The 16,619-nt window shown below is 63.5% G+C and carries 15 protein-coding genes and 1 pseudogene; 6 read left to right on the top strand and 10 right to left on the bottom strand.

The window, feature by feature from the left end; translation table 11 throughout:
• Nucleotides 1-16 precede the first annotated feature (16 nt).
• The 4 genes and pseudogenes from AC0V8S_RS26855 to AC0V8S_RS26840 all read left to right on the top strand — a co-directional run bounded on the left by AC0V8S_RS26855 (nucleotide 17) and on the right by AC0V8S_RS26840 (nucleotide 5,366).
• The gene (locus AC0V8S_RS26855; RefSeq protein WP_475434417.1) at nucleotides 17-1,789 is read left to right on the top strand and encodes a glucan ABC transporter ATP-binding protein/ permease; all 1,773 of its coding nucleotides are present in this window, start codon (nucleotides 17-19) and stop codon (nucleotides 1,787-1,789) included.
• A 270-nt stretch (nucleotides 1,790-2,059) separates the two neighbouring features.
• Nucleotides 2,060-2,820: pseudogene (locus AC0V8S_RS26850) on the top strand (heme ABC transporter permease).
• Between the two features lie 193 nt (nucleotides 2,821-3,013).
• On the top strand, nucleotides 3,014-3,694 hold the full coding sequence (locus AC0V8S_RS26845; protein ID WP_183458282.1) for an outer membrane protein: 681 nt from the start codon (nucleotides 3,014-3,016) through the stop codon (nucleotides 3,692-3,694).
• Between the two features lie 40 nt (nucleotides 3,695-3,734).
• On the top strand, nucleotides 3,735-5,366 hold the full coding sequence (locus AC0V8S_RS26840) for a tetratricopeptide repeat-containing sulfotransferase family protein (protein ID WP_475434415.1): 1,632 nt from the start codon (nucleotides 3,735-3,737) through the stop codon (nucleotides 5,364-5,366).
• 34 nt (nucleotides 5,367-5,400) lie between these two features.
• Here the strand turns inward: AC0V8S_RS26840 and AC0V8S_RS26835 are convergent, their stop codons facing one another.
• Nucleotides 5,401-6,459 (bottom strand): D-TA family PLP-dependent enzyme, encoded by a 1,059-nt coding sequence (locus AC0V8S_RS26835; protein ID WP_183458286.1) that lies wholly within the window; start codon nucleotides 6,457-6,459, stop codon nucleotides 5,401-5,403.
• Nucleotides 6,460-6,646: 187 nt separating this feature from the next.
• On the opposite strand from AC0V8S_RS26835, the gene AC0V8S_RS26830 reads away from it, so the two are divergent.
• Nucleotides 6,647-7,333 (top strand): D-lyxose/D-mannose family sugar isomerase, encoded by a 687-nt coding sequence (locus AC0V8S_RS26830; RefSeq protein ID WP_183458288.1) that lies wholly within the window; start codon nucleotides 6,647-6,649, stop codon nucleotides 7,331-7,333.
• A 22-nt stretch (nucleotides 7,334-7,355) separates the two neighbouring features.
• Here the strand turns inward: AC0V8S_RS26830 and AC0V8S_RS26825 are convergent, their stop codons facing one another.
• From AC0V8S_RS26825 to AC0V8S_RS26795, 7 genes are read right to left on the bottom strand one after another with little or no spacing between them, the layout of a single operon-like run.
• On the bottom strand, nucleotides 7,356-8,219 hold the full coding sequence (locus tag AC0V8S_RS26825; protein ID WP_475434413.1) for an RDD family protein: 864 nt from the start codon (nucleotides 8,217-8,219) through the stop codon (nucleotides 7,356-7,358).
• The gene (locus AC0V8S_RS26820; protein WP_475434411.1) at nucleotides 8,206-9,225 is read right to left on the bottom strand and encodes a stage II sporulation protein M; all 1,020 of its coding nucleotides are present in this window, start codon (nucleotides 9,223-9,225) and stop codon (nucleotides 8,206-8,208) included. The genes AC0V8S_RS26825 and AC0V8S_RS26820 overlap by 14 nt, the downstream gene beginning before the upstream one ends.
• Entirely contained in the window at nucleotides 9,222-10,526 is a 1,305-nt protein-coding gene (locus AC0V8S_RS26815) for a DUF58 domain-containing protein (protein WP_475434410.1), read from the bottom strand. Before AC0V8S_RS26815 ends, AC0V8S_RS26820 begins: the two co-directional genes overlap by 4 nt.
• Nucleotides 10,523-11,479 (bottom strand): AAA family ATPase, encoded by a 957-nt coding sequence (locus AC0V8S_RS26810; protein WP_475434408.1) that lies wholly within the window; start codon nucleotides 11,477-11,479, stop codon nucleotides 10,523-10,525. Before AC0V8S_RS26810 ends, AC0V8S_RS26815 begins: the two co-directional genes overlap by 4 nt.
• On the bottom strand, nucleotides 11,466-12,263 hold the full coding sequence (locus AC0V8S_RS26805; protein WP_475434407.1) for a hypothetical protein: 798 nt from the start codon (nucleotides 12,261-12,263) through the stop codon (nucleotides 11,466-11,468). The genes AC0V8S_RS26810 and AC0V8S_RS26805 overlap by 14 nt, the downstream gene beginning before the upstream one ends.
• Nucleotides 12,260-12,658 carry a hypothetical protein gene (locus AC0V8S_RS26800; protein WP_475434405.1) on the bottom strand — a complete coding sequence of 133 codons (399 nt, stop codon included), beginning with the start codon at nucleotides 12,656-12,658 and terminating at the stop codon, nucleotides 12,260-12,262. Before AC0V8S_RS26800 ends, AC0V8S_RS26805 begins: the two co-directional genes overlap by 4 nt.
• A complete protein-coding gene (locus AC0V8S_RS26795; protein WP_183458300.1) occupies nucleotides 12,655-13,281 on the bottom strand; it encodes a DUF4129 domain-containing protein in 627 nt (208 codons plus the stop codon). Before AC0V8S_RS26795 ends, AC0V8S_RS26800 begins: the two co-directional genes overlap by 4 nt.
• Before the next feature lie 149 nt (nucleotides 13,282-13,430).
• Here AC0V8S_RS26795 and AC0V8S_RS26790 point away from each other — a divergent pair, with 149 nt between their 5' ends.
• The gene (locus tag AC0V8S_RS26790) at nucleotides 13,431-14,213 is read left to right on the top strand and encodes a YciC family protein (RefSeq protein ID WP_475434404.1); all 783 of its coding nucleotides are present in this window, start codon (nucleotides 13,431-13,433) and stop codon (nucleotides 14,211-14,213) included.
• A 428-nt stretch (nucleotides 14,214-14,641) separates the two neighbouring features.
• Here the strand turns inward: AC0V8S_RS26790 and AC0V8S_RS26785 are convergent, their stop codons facing one another.
• Both AC0V8S_RS26785 and AC0V8S_RS26780 read right to left on the bottom strand, forming a co-directional pair.
• Nucleotides 14,642-14,815, bottom strand: a complete 174-nt coding sequence (locus tag AC0V8S_RS26785; protein WP_475434402.1) for a hypothetical protein — start codon at nucleotides 14,813-14,815, stop codon at nucleotides 14,642-14,644.
• Nucleotides 14,816-14,864: 49 nt separating this feature from the next.
• Nucleotides 14,865-16,544, bottom strand: a complete 1,680-nt coding sequence (locus AC0V8S_RS26780; protein WP_475438705.1) for a hypothetical protein — start codon at nucleotides 16,542-16,544, stop codon at nucleotides 14,865-14,867.
• Nucleotides 16,545-16,619 lie beyond the last annotated feature (75 nt).

Here is a 16,619-nt window from a genome sequence, read left to right as displayed (position 1 = left end):
TGGCGGAGTAGCTGAAGTGTCACTTCTGCAGATCTATTGGAGAGCGCTGGGGTATCTGGCCGCCGACAAGAAGCGCGTCGCGCTGATTTGCGGCGCCAATGTCGCGCTGGCCATGGTTGCCATCCTCGAGCCGATCATGTTCGGCCGGGTTATCGACGCTATCTCCGATCACGGTTCGGTGTTTTCGACGCTCGCCGTCTGGGCCGGCCTCGGCGCGTTCAATGTCTTGGCCGTCGTTCTGGTCTCGCGCGGCGCCGACCGTTTCGCGCATGCCCGCCGCAGCGAAGTGCTCTGCGAGTCCTTCGAGCGCGTGATCACAATGCCGCTCGCCTGGCACCACCAGCGCGGCACCTCCAACGCCCTGCACACGCTGTTGCGCGCGGTCGAGACGCTGTTCAGCCTGTGGCTCGAATTCATGCGCCAGCATCTGTCGACAGCGGTGGCGCTGGTTCTGCTGGTGCCGACGGCTCTCGCCATGGACGTGCGCATGTCGATGGTGCTGCTCGTGCTAGGCGTGCTCTATGTCTGCATCGGCCGGCTGGTGATGAAGCGGACCAAGGCAGGCCAGGCGGCCGTTGAGCGCCACTATCACAAGGTGTTCGCGCATGTGACGGACTCCGTCAGCAACGTCGCCGTTCTCCAGAGCTACAACCGCCTTGGTCATGAGGCCGAGACGCTGCGCCACTATGTCAAGAACCTGCTGGACGCGCAAAACCCGGTGCTCGACTGGTGGGCTATCGCCAATGCGCTCAACCGTCTGTCGTCGACGATCTCGATGATGGTGGTGCTTCTGATCGGCGCTTATCTGGTGACCCATGGCCAGTTGCGCATCGGCGATGTCATCGCCTTCACCGGCTTTGCCACGCTGCTGATCTCGCGGCTCGACCAGATGTCGGCTTTCGCCAACCAGATTTCGGAAGCCCGCGCCAAGCTTGAGGAGTTCTACAAGCTCGAGGACTCGGCCGCCGATACCGCCGAGCCGGATGGCCTGCGCGATCTCACCAACGTCACCGGCCATGTCCGTTTCGAGGATGTCGGCTTCGAATTCGCCAATTCGGGGCAGGGCGTCAGCGACGTGTCCTTCGAGGTCCAGGCTGGTCAGACTGTCGCCATCGTCGGACCGACGGGTGCCGGCAAGACCACGCTGATCAACCTGCTGCAGCGCGTCTTCTCGCCGTCCAGCGGCCGTATCCTGATCGACGGCATCGACACCCGCACCGTGAGCCGCAAGTCGCTGCGCCATTCGATCGCCACCGTGTTCCAGGATGCCGGGCTTCTCAACCGCTCGATCGAGGACAACATCCGTGTCGGCCGCGCCGAAGCCAGCAATGACGAGATCCATGCCGCGGCAATCGCGGCTGCCGCGCAGGACTTCATTCTGGCCAAGAGCAATGGCTACGACACGGTGGTCGGCGAACGTGGCGGCCAGCTGTCGGGTGGCGAGCGTCAGCGCATCGCCATTGCCCGCGCCGTGCTCAAGGACGCCCCGATCCTGGTGCTCGACGAGGCGACCAGCGCGCTCGACGTCGAGACCGAGGACCGCGTCAAGGAAGCGATCGACGAACTGAGGCGCGACCGCACCACCTTCATCATCGCCCACCGCCTGACCACCGTTCGCGACGCCGATCTGGTCGTGTTCATGGACAAGGGCAGGGTGGTCGAAATGGGCGGCTTCGCCGAACTGTCGCTGCGCAACGGCCGCTTCGCCAGCCTGCTGCGCGCCGGCGGCCTGCTCAACGACGAAGAAGTCCGCCGCCTCAGCCGGTCCGTCCAGGGCGAGGCCGCGTAAGCAGATGACGGTTCTTCCTTCTCCCCTTGTGGGAGAAGGTGGCCTCGCGAAGCGAGGTCGGATGAGGGGTGTTCCAGCTTGGCACCCGCATCCAAATTGGCCGGAAGACTATGGTCTTCAACGCTTCACTCCGCTGGAACACCCCTCATCCGTCTCGGCGCTGACGCGCCGATCCACCTTCTCCCGCAAGGGGAGAAGGAAAGGCGCTTCCACGCTTGCGACACCGCCGCTCGATTGCCCCGATGGCGCCGGCGGTCTATGTAAAGTCGCATGAGCGACACGACTTCACGCCTGACCGGCTGGATGGACCTTGCCAACCCGACACGCTTCGTCGCGCTGGCCGACAAGGTCGTGCCATGGCTGGCGGCGATCGCCGCTCTTGTCCTCGCCATCGGGCTCTATATGAGCTTCGCGGCGCCTGAGGATTTCCAGCAAGGCATCACCGTGCGCATCATGTACATCCACGTGCCTTTCGCCTGGCTCGCCATGATGTGCTACACGCTGATGGCGGTTTCAGCCCTTGGCACACTGGTCTGGCGCCATCCGCTGGCCGATGTCGCGCTGAAATCGGCGGCTCCCATCGGTGCGGTCTTCACCGCACTTGCGCTGATCACCGGTTCGATCTGGGCAAGCCGATGTGGGGCACCTGGTGGGTGTGGGATGCGCGCCTGACCTCTGTCTTCGTGCTGTTCTTGATGTATCTCGGCATTATCGCGCTGACCCGCGCGCTCGACGACGCCAGCCGCGCCGCCTGGGCCGCCGCCATCATCACCCTGGTCGGCTTCATCAACATCCCGATCATCAAATTCTCGGTCGACTGGTGGAACACGCTGCACCAGCCTGCCTCGGTGTTCCGCCTCGGCGGCCCGACCATCGATCCTAGCCTGCTATGGCCGCTATTGGTCATGGCTGCCGGCTTCACGATGCTGTTCTTCGCCCTGCACCTGATGGCGATGCGCACCGAAATCCGCCGCCGCCGGGTCATCGCCATGCGGCGTGTGGCAGCGCGGCAGGCCGAGCGCGCGATTTGACGGCTCACTGATGTTGTTTACTGGCTGAACCGCGGCGGCAGCCGCGCGTGCCGGAAATTAATTAGCAAATGCTGCAATGTTGCAAGGCGGCAACAGGCGCCCTTGAAAGTTCCACAAGAACATGCCTGTTTTATTGACATCTCAACCGCAGAAATACACCGTCAACCGGTGATTGGGCGAGAGGGATTCCGTAATGAAGCTGCGTTTTCTGACGGGCGTCTCCGCAATTGCGCTGGCGCTTGGCTGGAGTTCCGCACACGCCGCCGACGCGGTCGTTGACATCCCGGCGGCGCAGGATCTTTGGTATATTACGCTCTTCGGCGGCGCCAGTTTCCCCAACAATGTGAAGAGTCACTACTATTCCTATGACGTTTCGGTCGATGCCAAGACCGGATTCGTGTTGGGCGGCGTTGTCGGTCGGCGCATCAACGACACGTTCCGAGTCGAGGGTGAAGTGTCCTATGCACGCTATAAGGCAGGTGGGTACAGCTACAGCAACGGCCTGAGGTCGGGCTCTGGTCCTGCTTCCGGCAATATCTCGGCCACCTATCTTCTCGCCAACGTCTGGGCCGATGTCGCGCATTATGGCGATGCCAAGCTCTATGTCGGTGGTGGTCTCGGTGCCGCTTATGTTACCGCCGACGCGCCTTTTGGGGACACGTTTGGATATGGGCATGGCGGTTGGGGATTTGCCGGTCAGGTGGGTGCGGGTGTCACCTACGCTGTGACACAGAATATCGACCTCGATTTCGGCTATCGCTTCAAGGCCACTTCCGGCGTTGACCTTGACGACAGGGTAGGCGACTCCGACGTATTCAAGGACGCCAAGTTGTATTCTCACAACGTGCAGCTTGGCGTCACGTTCAAGTTCTGATTTGGTGAGTGTGTCGCAAGTCGCGACCGGAATTTGACGCATGCCACTCCTGCCGCGCCGGCAACCTCTGGGGCTGCCGGCACTGACCCCGATATCGTTTCCGTCCGCCGGTGAGCCGGCGGAGCGCACATTGCAGCGCGGCATTGATCAGCAGAGACGCAAGCTGTTTCGCGAAGCCGAGTACTGCTACCAGACAGTGCTTCGCTCGCAGCCCAAGAATGCCATGGCGCTCAATCTGATGGGCACTCTGGCCATTGAGGCCGGGCACAATGCAACTGCGCTCGACTATATGGAAAAGGCGGTCAAGCTGGAGCCCGACAACGCCATCTTCCGCAACAATCTCGGCAATGCCTACAACCTCGCCGGCAATGTCGAGCGTGCGCGCAAGCATCTGAGGAAAGCGATCGAGCTTGACGGCCGGCTTGTCGAGGCGATGTGCAATCTCGGCCGATCCTACCGCAATGAGCTCGAGGGCGACATCGCCGAGGGTTTCTATCGCCGGGCGCTTGCGGTCGACGGCCGGTCGTTGACAGCGCTTGTCGGTCTCGGCGATCTGCTCACCGATATGGGCCGGCAGGCCGAGGCGGTCGAATGCTTCAGCGGCGCTCTCGCCATCGACCAGGCGAATGTCGAGGCCTTGGCCGGGCTGGCGCTGGCGCGCCGGGCGGTCAAGGACGATCCAGCCCTGGCCTTGGTGCGGGCTCGCCTGGAATTGCCGATGACGACCGAGCGCGAGCGGGTAGTCCTACATCATGCCGCTGGCAAGATGCTCAACGACCAGCGCGAATACCGTTTGGCCATCCGTCATTTCGCTGACGCCAAGGCGATCTCGGGCAATGATTTCGACATTGCCCGGCACACACAGCTATACGACAGTTTCATCGATAATTTCGATGCCGGCTTCTTCGAAGCGCGGCTGAAATTTGGAAATCCATCGCGGCGCCCCGTCTTCATCGTCGGCATGCCGCGTTCGGGCACGACGCTGACAGAACAGATATGCGCCAGTCATCGCGATATCCAGGGTGTCGGTGAATTGCCGAACATTCGCGCCTTGGCCAGTGAACTCGGGTTCGACCGACTCGACCCGGCGATTTTCACCAAGGCCATGGCAACGCTCACGCCGGCCAAAGCGAGCCAGCTTGGCTCGAAATATCTGGACGATCTCAACAGGCGCGACCGCAAGGCGCGACTTGTCGTCGACAAAATGCCGCATAATTTCGAGCTCCTGGCCTTTGTCAGCCTGATTTTGCCAAATGCCCGCATCATCCATTGCCGCCGCGATCCGATGGACAATTGCACCTCCTGCTTCATGCATAATTTTTCCGAAGCGCATGGCTACAATGCCGATCTGACCAAGCTTGGGCAGTATTACCGGCAATATGAACGCTTGATGCGCCATTGGGCAAAGGTCATTCCGCTTGCTATCCATGACATGCCCTATGAAGAAACGGTGGCGGATTTCGAAAACCGCGCACGTGGGTTGATCCGATTCCTCGGGGTCGAGTGGGACGATGCCTGTCTGCGTTTCCACGAAACCGAGCGTACAGTGCGAACGCCGAGCCGCTGGCAGGTGCGCCAGCCAATCTATTCATCCTCGGTCGAGCGCTGGAAGCTGTACGGTGACGCCCTCGATCCGTTGAAGGTCGCGCTGGGGCCGGTGCTTCAGTCCTGATCCCAGCCGCGATTCGGCCTGAACAACATCATGCTCACCCCATCCGCCCACGCGCTGCCACTGGCAGTGTCTCCAGCACGTTGTCGCCGTCGATCAGGTTGACCTCATTGAACAAATTGGTGACGACGCAGCAATGGTCTGGCACCACGCGCACGCGCTCACCGATGCGCAACTGCGTGTCACCGGAAAGCGTGACGGTGCCATGTTCTTCGCTAAGCCCGGTGACCCTTGCGTCGGGAGCGCCGAGCAGCTCGCCAAAATCCTTTAGCCCGAGCGTGTCGGAGGACAGCGCCTTGCTGCCGGCATCGAGAATGGCGCGGCTCGCCGCCGGGTGGCTTACCACCGTCGACAGCACCGTCAGCGCGCAATCATCCAGAGTGCCGACGCCTTTGGCGACCTGATAGCGGTCGAGATAGATGTAGGTGCCGGGGCGATATTCGGTGACGACGGAGGCATCGGCGGAGCGCCACATGTCCGGCGTGCCGCCGCTGGAGATACGCTCGCAGGCGAGACCCGAAGCGGCCAGCGCCTGCTTGGCGCCGGCAAGCCAGGCCTCGGCCTCGACCGCGCGGCCGGCCGCCGGATAGGTCATCAGCCCGCCGAAGGTGAGACCACCAGCCCTGTCGATCAGCCTCGCCAACGCAAGAGCTTCATCAGCCGTCTGCACACCGCAGCGGCCCATGCCGGTGTCGCATTCGACCAGCACCGGCAGGGGGTGGCCGGCATCGGTGAAAATCGCTGCGAGTCCTTCCAGCGTCTCCGTGCTGTCCGCGGTCACCGACAGGGTGACGCGGCCGTGCAGCGCCTTCAGCCGTTCCAGTTTGGCGCGGCCAAGAATGTTGTAGGGAAGAAAAATGTCGGACAGCCCGGCATCGGCCATCACCTCGGCCTCTCCGATCTTCTGGCAGGTGATGCCGACGGCACCGGCCGCGACCTGCTTCTTCGCCCAGTAAGGCAGCTTGTGCGTCTTGATGTGCGGCCTGAGTTTTAGCCCGTTTCTGTCGGCATGGGCCTGCGCACGGGCAATATTGGCTTCGGCGCGCGCGGCGTCGATCAGGATCGACGGCGTATCGAGGTCGTGGACGGTGGGCATCTTCTATTCCTGTGAGAATTCGCAGGGTTTATGAGCTTGAAAGCGCGTGATGTCACGCAGCCAGCGGACCGGATCGGTGGGCCATCCGTGCGCTGCCAAGGGCGAGGCAGGCGGCAAGATGGATCGACACCGCAGCGGCGTTCGGCTATGCGATTTGTCGAAAAAGTCGACACGAAGGACTATCATCATGAAACGCTCCGCCATCAACGACATCATCCGCGAAGCCGACGCTTTCATCCGCTCGTTCGGCTACGTCATGCCGCCCTTCGCCTACTGGTCGCCGGAGGAAATGAAGGCGCGCCAGGTCGATTCTTCGGCGATCTTCACCTCGCGTCTCGGCTGGGACATCACCGATTACGGTCAGGAGAAGTTCAACGAACTCGGCCTGTTCCTGTTCACTGTGCGCAACGGCCGCTACGAGGACATGAAGAAGGGCATGGGCATGCTCTATGCCGAGAAGATCATGATCTCGCGCAAGGACCAGCTGTCGCCGATGCACCGCCACAACATCAAGGCCGAGGACATCATCAACCGTGGTGGCGGCAAGCTGGTGCTGGAACTGTTCATGCACGATCGCGACGGCGGCATCGACCCCAAGGCGGAGGTGTCGGTGCCGGTCGACGGAACCATCCACCGGCTGCCGGCGGGCGGTCTGCTGAAGCTCGACCCGGGCCAGAGCGTCACGCTGCTGCCCGGCGTCTGGCATGCCTTCTGGGCCGAGGGCAAGGACGTGCTGATCGGCGAGGTGTCGACCGTCAACGACGATCTCACCGACAACGTCTTCCGTGAGCCGATCGGCCGCTTCTCCAACATCGATGAGGATGTCGCCCCGGTGCATCTGCTGGTGGCCGACTATGAGAAGTGGCTGGGGTGAGGCAGGTCAAATTGGCCACGCGCTACCGCGCGTACTTATCCGCCTTGCGGTTTCCAAGCAGCAGCTTGCGCTCGAGATGCGCCCTCAGCTCACCGTAATAGGCGGTCAGAAAGGCCTTTGAATCGACAGGCTCGATCTTCGCGCCGATCTTGCCGCCGATGGTCTCGGCAACCGCCTTCATCGCGAAATAGTCGTCGCGGCGCAGCACTTCCTCCAGCTTGTGCAGCTCGGCGATGCCATAGGCGTCGAGCTGCACCGGACTGAAATGGAAGCGCTTGGCGATCGGGTCTTGGCGCTGCGAAAGATCCTCGACCAGCTTGAATTTCGGCGTCTCCACCACCCAGGTTCCGGCTAGCAGGTCGCCGATGCGCAAGCGATCGCGGTTGAACAGCAGGAACAGCGAAAACAGCAGCGCCCACACCAGGCCGAAAATCGTCGACAGCGTGTCGGCGACGCCGGCGCCGCCGCGCGCGGCGATGATCGACAGCGGCAGGAAAACCTCGATCTCGCGCATCAGGTTGCGCGCGATGACCTGATCGATGGTGAGACCCGCGCCGCTGCGCGAGGCGACCCGCACGCCGACGATCCGCTTGCCGGGCGTCGCGGCCCGCCGACCCGCCTCGAAGGCGATGAAATAGACGTTGCGCAGCAGGAAGATGAAGATCATCCAGACGATGAAGAGCGGCTCCGCCTCCTTCACGCCAAGGCCGCCGAGGCCAAAGATGACGACGAGGGTAACCACAACGGCGGCGGCGACGATGATCACCACATCGAGCAGGAAGGCCGCAGCCCGTGTGCCGGCGTCGGCCAGCTTGACCCTGAGATCGACGCCTTCCGGCGTGATCAGCGGCCTCGTTAGCGCGGCAGGGTTCCTAGTCGTTGCCATGCCGCACCATCCGGAACAGGTAGAAATAGGCGATCCATAACGCCAGCATGCCGCCGCCTATGGCGTAGCGCGTCGCATCGCTGGTGATCGTCTGCCGGCCGATGCCTTCGAGCAGGCCGGCAAACAGAAGCATTATCATGACGCCGACCATGGCGGTCGCCGCCACCCGTCCGGCCTGGGCCGCGGCCGCCATCCGGGTCAGTTCCCCGGGGAAGGCGATGCGCGTGCCGATCCGCATTCCCGCCGCGCCCGCCAGTGCGATGGCGAACAATTCCGTCGTGCCGTGGATCGACAGCCAGCCGCCGAGCTCGAAGCCCAACCCCTTGGCCGCGTAGACCTGGAACAGCGCGCCCAGCATGCATCCGTTCATCAGGATCAGCAGCACGCTGGGCACCGCGAAGGCGAAGCCCAGTGCAAAAGCCAGGATCGCCACCTGCGTGTTGTGGGTGAAGAGATAGGCGGCGAAGCCGGACAGGAAATGGTCGCCGCCGCTGTCATAAAGCACGCCGCGCAGCGTCTCGGCCGACGAGTCCGGATTGCGCCCGCCGGCGAGGCTGGGCGCAATGATGGCGTCGTACCAGCGGCTGTCGGAGGCCACCAGCCAGTAGGCGGCAATCGCGCCGATCACCGTCAGCCCGACCGACACCGAGGTCTCCCGCCACAGATCGCGGATTGCCGCCGGCCAGTCGCGCAGGAAGAAATCGCCGACACGCTGCCTCAGACCGCGCCGTGCGCCATAGAGATAGAAATAGCCGCGCAGGCTGAGCGCCTCGAGATAGGCGATCAGCGCGCTGTCGAGCGAGGTTGCGCGCGCCACCGAGAGCGAGGACAGTGCCGAGCGGTAGAGCAGTGGCAGCGACAGCAGCTCGTCTTCCGAAAGTGTGCGCGGCGCGCGTTTCTCGACGCGCGCCAGCAGCGCCTCGAACGCCTTCCAGTCGGCCTCTCGCTCCTGGCGGAAGCTTGCCAGCGACTGGCGTACGGCATCGGTGCCGGCGGGCAGCGTCATAAGAGGTTCTCCTCCTTGAGCTGGATATAGCGCTCGACCAACGCCGGGCCGAGCCGCTGATGGTCGGCCTCGATCACATGCGCGCCAAGCAGCCGCAGCCGCCCGATCACCACTTGCCGCTCCCGAAGCAGGCCGCCGGCGGTGACTGCGCGGGCCACATCCTCGGGCTTTGTAGGTTGCATGTCGGCCAGCGTCTCCAGTTCGACATCCTTCATCAGCATGAACAGAACCAGATGCCGCTCGCTCAGCCGGCCGACGGTGCGCAGCATCAGTTCCGCGCTGATCGGGTCGACGAAATCGGTGAAGACGATGACCAGCGAGCGCCTGTCGAGCTTGGCCGCCAATGTCGTGAGCGCCAGGGTGAAATTGGTCTCTTCGCTGGAATAGTCGATCTCGGCCGCACGCTTCTGGATCATCATGAAACTCGCCGAGCCACGCACCGCGCCGCTCGAGACGCGCGGCCTGGCATCGAAGGAGAACAGGCTGACGAGGTCGCCGCCCTTGAGCGCAATGAAGGCCGACAACAGCGCTGCCGTTACTGCCCGGTCGACTTTCGGCACACCGTCGACCGGCTCGCACATCAGTCGCCCGCTGTCGATCGCCAGCACGATGTTGTTGTTCTCCTCGACCCTGAACTCGCGCGCCAGAAGCTTGCCGTGGCGCGCGCTGCGCTTCCAGTCGATCATCCGCCGGCCCATGCCTGGCTGATAGTCCTTCAGCGCCTCGAACTCGCGGCCCTGGCCGGCCCGCCTTTGCGCGTGGCCGTCGGCGAGCGCGGAGCGCTGCAGCAAGGTGATCGCCTCGTCGCGCGCGCTGCTGACGTCGGGCAGTATCGCCACCTTGCGGTCCATCGGCAGGACGACCTGGTTCCAGATCAGCCCGAATGGGCCGCGCCAGCGCAGCCACAGCCGGTCGAAACTGGCAATGCCGCGCCTGCGTGCCGTGAATTCGAGGTCGAGCGTGCCGCCGTTCGCCGGCAACGCGCCGCCTGTGCGGGTGACTGGCTCCACACGCTGATCGTGCCCGACACGCGCTTGCAACATACGCGCCCGCTGGCCGAGGCTGGCCGCGACATGCACGGTAAAACGCCCGCCGACGCCGACCTGCGGCGGTGCCGAAAGACTGGCGCTGAGCGAGGCGCGTCCGCGCCCGGCCGCCGCGTCGACCGCCAGGAAGGCGAGCAGAATGCAGATCCACAACAGGCCGAGATACCAGAAGGAGGGCAGTGCAAGCGCGATCAGGAAGGCGGGGATGGCACCCGCCGCGGCTGCCCAAACCGCTTTGCCGCTCGGGTAGATCAACGGGGCGCTGCCGTCTGGTCGACAAGGTCCGAGACGATCTGCTCCACCAGCCGCCCGTCGATCTGCGCCGCCGGCGACAGGATCACGCGATGGCGCAGCGCCGGCACCGCGAGCGCCTTGACGTCGTCGGGGATGACATAGGCACGGCCGTCGAGCGCTGCCCTGGCGCGGGCGGCGCGCGCCAGCATGGCGCCGGCGCGAGGACTGGCGCCAACCTCCAGATCCGGGCTTTCGCGCGTGCCGCGCACAAGGGCCGCGATGTAGCCGACGATATCGTCGACCAGCGTGACATTGCCGACGGTGGCAAGTGCGGCCTCCAGCGTTTTCCGGTCGGTCTGCGCCTTGATGCCGTATTGCTTGATGTCGTGCGAGGCGGAGCCGCCGCCGTGATGCACGATGATGGCACGTTCCTCCTGTGCATCGGGATAGCTTACCCTGTGCTTGAACAGGAAGCGGTCGAGCTGGGCTTCGGGCAGGGGATAGACGCCCTGATGCTCGATTGGGTTCTGCGTCGCCACCACCATGAAGTTCTGGCTGAGCGCATGCGTCGTGCCGTCGAAAGTGACGGCATGTTCCTGCATGGCTTCCAAGAGTGCGGCTTGCGTCTTCGGCGGCGTGCGGTTGATTTCGTCGGCAAGCAAAAGGTCGCAGAAGATCGGCCCGCGCGTCAGCGTGAACTGCCCGCTCTGGAAATTGTAGATGTTGGAGCCGACGATATCGCCAGGCATCAGGTCGGGCGTGAACTGGATGCGGCCATAGGCGACGCCAAGTGCTTGCGCGAAGCATCGCGCGGTCATGGTCTTGGCGGTTCCCGGCGGGCCTTCCAGCAAAATGTGTCCGCCGGCGAACAATGCCGTCAGCATCAGATCGACCGTGTCGTGCTGCCCGGTGATCGCTTTCGCCACTTCTTCCCTGATCGCGGTCGCCAGGGCCTTCACATCATCGACGTTCACCGAGCCTCCTTGTCGTCCAGTCATGCAGCTCCTGCGCTGCTTCATGCATTTGTGCCAGAGTCCTGGCTTCGTTCGCGGTCTTGAAGCGGCGGCTGAAACCCTGAATTTCGCCGCGGTCGCGGGAATCGAGCCAGCGGTCGAGCGCTTCGCCAGGCAAGCCTTGCGGCGCGCCGAGCAATGCGCCGGCACGCGCACGCATCAGCGCCGCATAACGGTCGCCGAGCTCCTCGATCCGCCCGGCGCGCTTCAAGAGCATCGCTGTGGTATCGACCAGCGCCTGTTTGCCGAAGGCAATCGCCCGGGCCTCGGTGCGCGGCGGTCCGAACCGGCCGAGCCCATGCAGGAAGGCAAGCGCGGCGGCCGCCAGCACCGACAGCGTCAGCGCCAGGAAGGGCGGCTCGACCAGGAGTTTCGCCAGATCGTATTTCTGCCCGATGCCATGCAGTGTCAGGTCGAACATGACTCCGATATCGTCAAGCGAGGCCAGGAGATCAAAGACCGCCGCCGCCATTGCGGGATTCTTGAGCCCGGCATTGTTGACTAGATCGGGATCCGTCAGGATGTAGAAGGGCTTGTCGGCCAGTTCGGTGAGAACGGCCTTGCCGTCGCCAGCCGAGATCAATGGACTGCTGTCCGCGATCCACTGCAGGTTGTCGGGCGCGGCAACCAAATGACCTTCGATGTCGAGCTTGCTGGCCGTGCTTTTGCCTTCGCCCAGCTTTGCCTTGGTGATGCGGCCCAGCCAGTCGTTGACGACCGAGTCCGGCAGCCGCTCTATCTTCATCTCCCATCCTTCGTGCGTTTGCAGCGGCAAGGTTTGCCATTTGGGCAGCACGATAGTGTCGGCAGGTCCTGCCGAAGATCGATGATGTTCTTGAGCGCCTCCGGATCGCTTTCCGGCGAGATGGTGACGATGAGCAGGATATTCCTTGAAAGGTCCTTCTCGGTCTTCACCATGTAGGGCAGGCCACCGGTCAGTTTCACCCATTCCACAAGGCCCGCATAACCGGTGCCGCCCTTGGAGAGCGGCGTGGCGCCGCCTTCCGGCTGGCGGAAGTCCGGCGCGTAGGTCGACAGCAGGAAAAAGCCCGCCGCCGCGAGCAGGCTGGCAAAAATGCCCCAGAACAGTGTCCTGCGGTTGAAGGGTTCCTGCGCTGCCTCCGCCGCCGGCGCGCTCATGCCCAGGCGTCCCGGAAGGCGAAGCGTTCATAGGCGCCGCGCGCCTGCTGCCAGCCCTCGGCGCCGACCGGCCGGCGGGCAAACAGGGCGGCCTCGACGATGCGTGCGATCTCGCTGAATGCCTGGCGCGCCCGCGACGGTAGCGATGGGGCCGTGGCGATGTCGCGGGACGTCAGCGACGGACGCAGGAAGTCGGGCAGCCGTCCCGCAATGTCGGCAACGCTGCGGCGAAGCAGAAGATGCACCGCCTCGTCATAGTCGCCGCGCGCGGCGAGCGCGTCGGCCTCGGACAGCAGGATCTGCGCCGCCGCGGCGTCCGGGCGCCACGCCTCTTCAGCCTCGGTTTCCTTGCGCGCGCGTCGCCACGGCAGCCGCCACGCCACCCCCTTCGCTTCGAGGGCGACGAGAAGCACGATGACCGCGATGCCGATGATCACCGCGCCCCAGAACAGATAGATCATGTAAGGGCCGATCTTCGCCAATGCGTCCAGGAAAGGCCTCAGCCATGCCGGCGGCATGGGCTGCACCAGCGTCGGCAGGCCAAACTGGATCGAATCGTCCGCAAGCAGCTGCTTGTGCACCTTGGCCAGCCATTCGGCGTCTACCGGCTGTGCAACTCTCACCCGCTCGCTCCCCTGCAACCTGCGGTTCGGCCTCGACACTGGCAATACGCCTGCACAATTGCAAGTCCACTGGACGAAGCCTTCTAATCTTGGCAGATTTACTTTCTATGGCGGCCGTTTGGATGCGGCGGTGACCGGGGGGAAACACCATGACCACTGCGACACTGGGACAACCCAGCCGGTTCGAGATCGGCAGGGTGTTCAACAACACCTTTGCCGTCATCGGCCGCAACGTCGGGCTTTGCCTTGGCCTTGCCGCGCTGTTCGCGGGCGTGCCGACGCTGCTTGTCAGAATGTGGACCCAGCCGCAGATCGACGCGATGTTGCATGGCGATCCAGCCGCGATGGCGGATCCGCACGCGATGTTTCGCAATTCCTACCTCAGCCTTGTCGCCGGGCTGGTTTCCTTCGTTCTCACGCTGCTGCTTCAGTCATCGCTGGTCCGGGCGACCATCGAGGACTTGAACGGCAGGCGGCCGTCCTTCGGCGATTGCATTCAGATTGCGATCCGCTTCCTGCTGCCGACGCTGGCGATTGGCTTGCTCGTCGCCCTTGGCGCCGGCCTTGCCATGTTGGCCTTGATCGTGCCCGGCATCATCCTGTGGCTCGGATGGTCGATGTCGGTTCCGGTCCTGATCCAGGAGCGGCGGGGCGTGTTCGGTTCGATGTCGCGCAGCCGTGCCCTGACAAAGGGCAACCGCTGGTCGCTGTTTGGCCTGTTTCTCATCCTGATGATCATCGCGATGGTCATCCAGTGGGGGATATTGCTGGTTTTCGTCCTGTTTGGCGGGATTCTGGCCCAGCTGGGCGCTGCGCTGGTGCAGACCGTGGTCTCCATGGTGCTGTCGATCGCCGCGGCGGTCAGCTATGTCGAATTGCGCCAGGTCAAGGAAGGCGCCAGCATCGACGAACTGGCGAAGATATTCTCGTAGCGGATGGCGCCATTCGCCCGAGAGGCGACAGCCCACGCTCTGCACAGGCATGACGAACTGGATCAGGGGCGACGAGGCTTGAGGGTTTGAGGATAGACCAAGTCCGACGCCAATTTGCGGCAGCTTCATCAAAATGGATGGCGACTCTCGTTCGCGCCTGTGGTGGCATCCAGCCCAGGTGGAGTGCGGCCCCCGGAGCAACAGGTGGTTCTATCCTTCCGGTGAGTGGCCCAACTCCCTCATTGAGCGGGCCTATTTATAGGCCGACCGAGGAGAGTCGATATGCAAGACCCCGCCGAGCGGAACAAAAGACCGCCTCGTGCCCAACCAGCCGAAGATGAGCGCCTGGCGCGGCTCGAGAAAACAGCCAGGCTCAAGCGGCTTCGGTGTTACGCATCCTGGCTTGCGCCTGACGCATGCGCCCAATTTCATGATGAGATCGACTGCTCTGCGTTAATTGAGGAAAGCCGTCCATTGAGCCTGGCATGATCGGCTGATGCCGCTTCCTTCGCCTGATCGAGAAATGCGTGCAGGCTGCGCACTTCAGCGATCAAGCGAGGACTGCCCACACTGCGGCCATAAAATCCTGACGGCTCGGGCATCCATCTCCTGAAGGTCGGGTTCGGATAGAAACATCCTCAGATCGGAATCTCAATGACAGCAGCCGCGCTGCACGCTCGTCCGGCACAGGCATGACGAACTGATCGCCACATCCGCCTTGGCCAGCGCTGTGGCGAGCTTGGCCTGCAGCACCGGCAGCTCTTCGCTCTCGCCGCGCCGCCTCAAACATTCCACCAGCCCGTGCAGCGCCCAGACATTGTCCGGATGCTGGGCGCAGCGCTGCACCTTGCCGCTGAGGCCGAGATCGTCGCGATAGACCTGCTCGGCTTCCTCGGCATGGCCCTGGTCGAGAAGCAGCGCGGCCAGCGCATGGCGGGGAGGGTGCATCCACGCCCATGGCTCGGTGTAGGAGAGGTTGTCGTCCAGTTCGACCGCTTGCCGCAAATGGGCGTAGGCCTCCTCATGCCGGCCCTGGTGGTAGGCAAGCTCGCCGTCGAGCAAGGCGGCACCGACGGCAAGCGAAGCGCGGGTCGGATTGCTGAGGAAACGCCTCTCGGCCGGAATGTTCGCCACATGCCGATGGAACCGCTCACGCGCGCGCTCGGCTTCAGCGAATTGCCGCAGCGTCGCATGCGCGACGCCTTTGGCGTAGTGCTGCATGGCTGCCGTCAGCACATAGAGGCCAGGCTCGTCGACCGCCGGTTCGTCGATGATCTCGTGCCAGCGGCCGAAGCGTACCTGCACATGCGATTTCATCGCATGATAGCCTTCCACTGTTTGCGTGAGCTTAGGCCGGTCCTGGATGGCGACCACGTCGCGCGTGACCAGGCTGCGCACCTTATCGGCGGCCCATAGCGCCGGCCGATACTGGCCAAGGAACATGCAGGTGAACATCATCAGATGCAGGTCGTGGCAGCAGCCGAGCAGGTAATAGGTCGGCTCATCGGCATAGGCGAGATAGAGGTCATTGGCGCGGACCGCCTTTTCGCTGGCGATCTTCGCCTTCTCATAGTCGCCACACAGCACGTGGATATGCCCCGGCATATGGTTCATGTGCCCGGCATCGGGGCACATTTCGCCAAGCCGATCGGCCGAGCGCAAGCCGCGTTCCGGCATGGTGGACATTTCCAGCAAATGGATGTGCAGATGCAGGATCGCTGGATGTTGTGCGGCACCGGCCTCGTCGGCGAGCCGGATCGACCGTTCGCAGACGTCCAGAGCTTCGAGCACGTCCGAATTCGGCACCGGCGCGCCGGTCTTGAGGTTCCACAGTCGCCGCACCGTGCGCATCATCAGCGCCTCGACCAGCAGCGCCATCACATCATGGTCGTCGGGAAAATCCTGGTACACCTGCCGCATCGCGGCGGCATAGGCATCATCCCACTGCTCGAATTCCTGCGGGCTCACTCTGTGCGGTTTCTGGAAACGGTGGGCCAGCGCCTCGATCAATTGGCGTTCGACATCGCTGGCGCCAGCCGCATTGGCCCGTGCCAGCTGGACATGCTCGAAGCAGCGCTTGGTCGCGCTGTTGGCCTCGGCCTCGCCATGTTCCTTCCAGGTCAGGTTATAGAAAGGCCCGGCGGCATAGGCGATGCCCCAATGCACGAAAGCGCAGTCCGGATCGGTCTCCAGCGCTCTCTCAAAGCACTTGATGCCTTCCTCATGGTTGAAGCCGTAGCACCAGTTGAGCCCGATATCGAACCAGCGCTGGGTCTCAGTGGAGCGCGTGGAGATGGGGCGGCGATAGGTGCCGAGATTGAAGCGGTCCATGTCTTCCATTCAAAGTCTTGTCGGCCGCGAGCCAAGCCGTGGTCAGATTCCCTAGCCATGGAATGTGTGCCGAAA

The organism is Mesorhizobium oxytropidicola (genome assembly GCF_056174625.1).
This window is presented reverse-complemented; position numbering and strand designations above follow the sequence as displayed.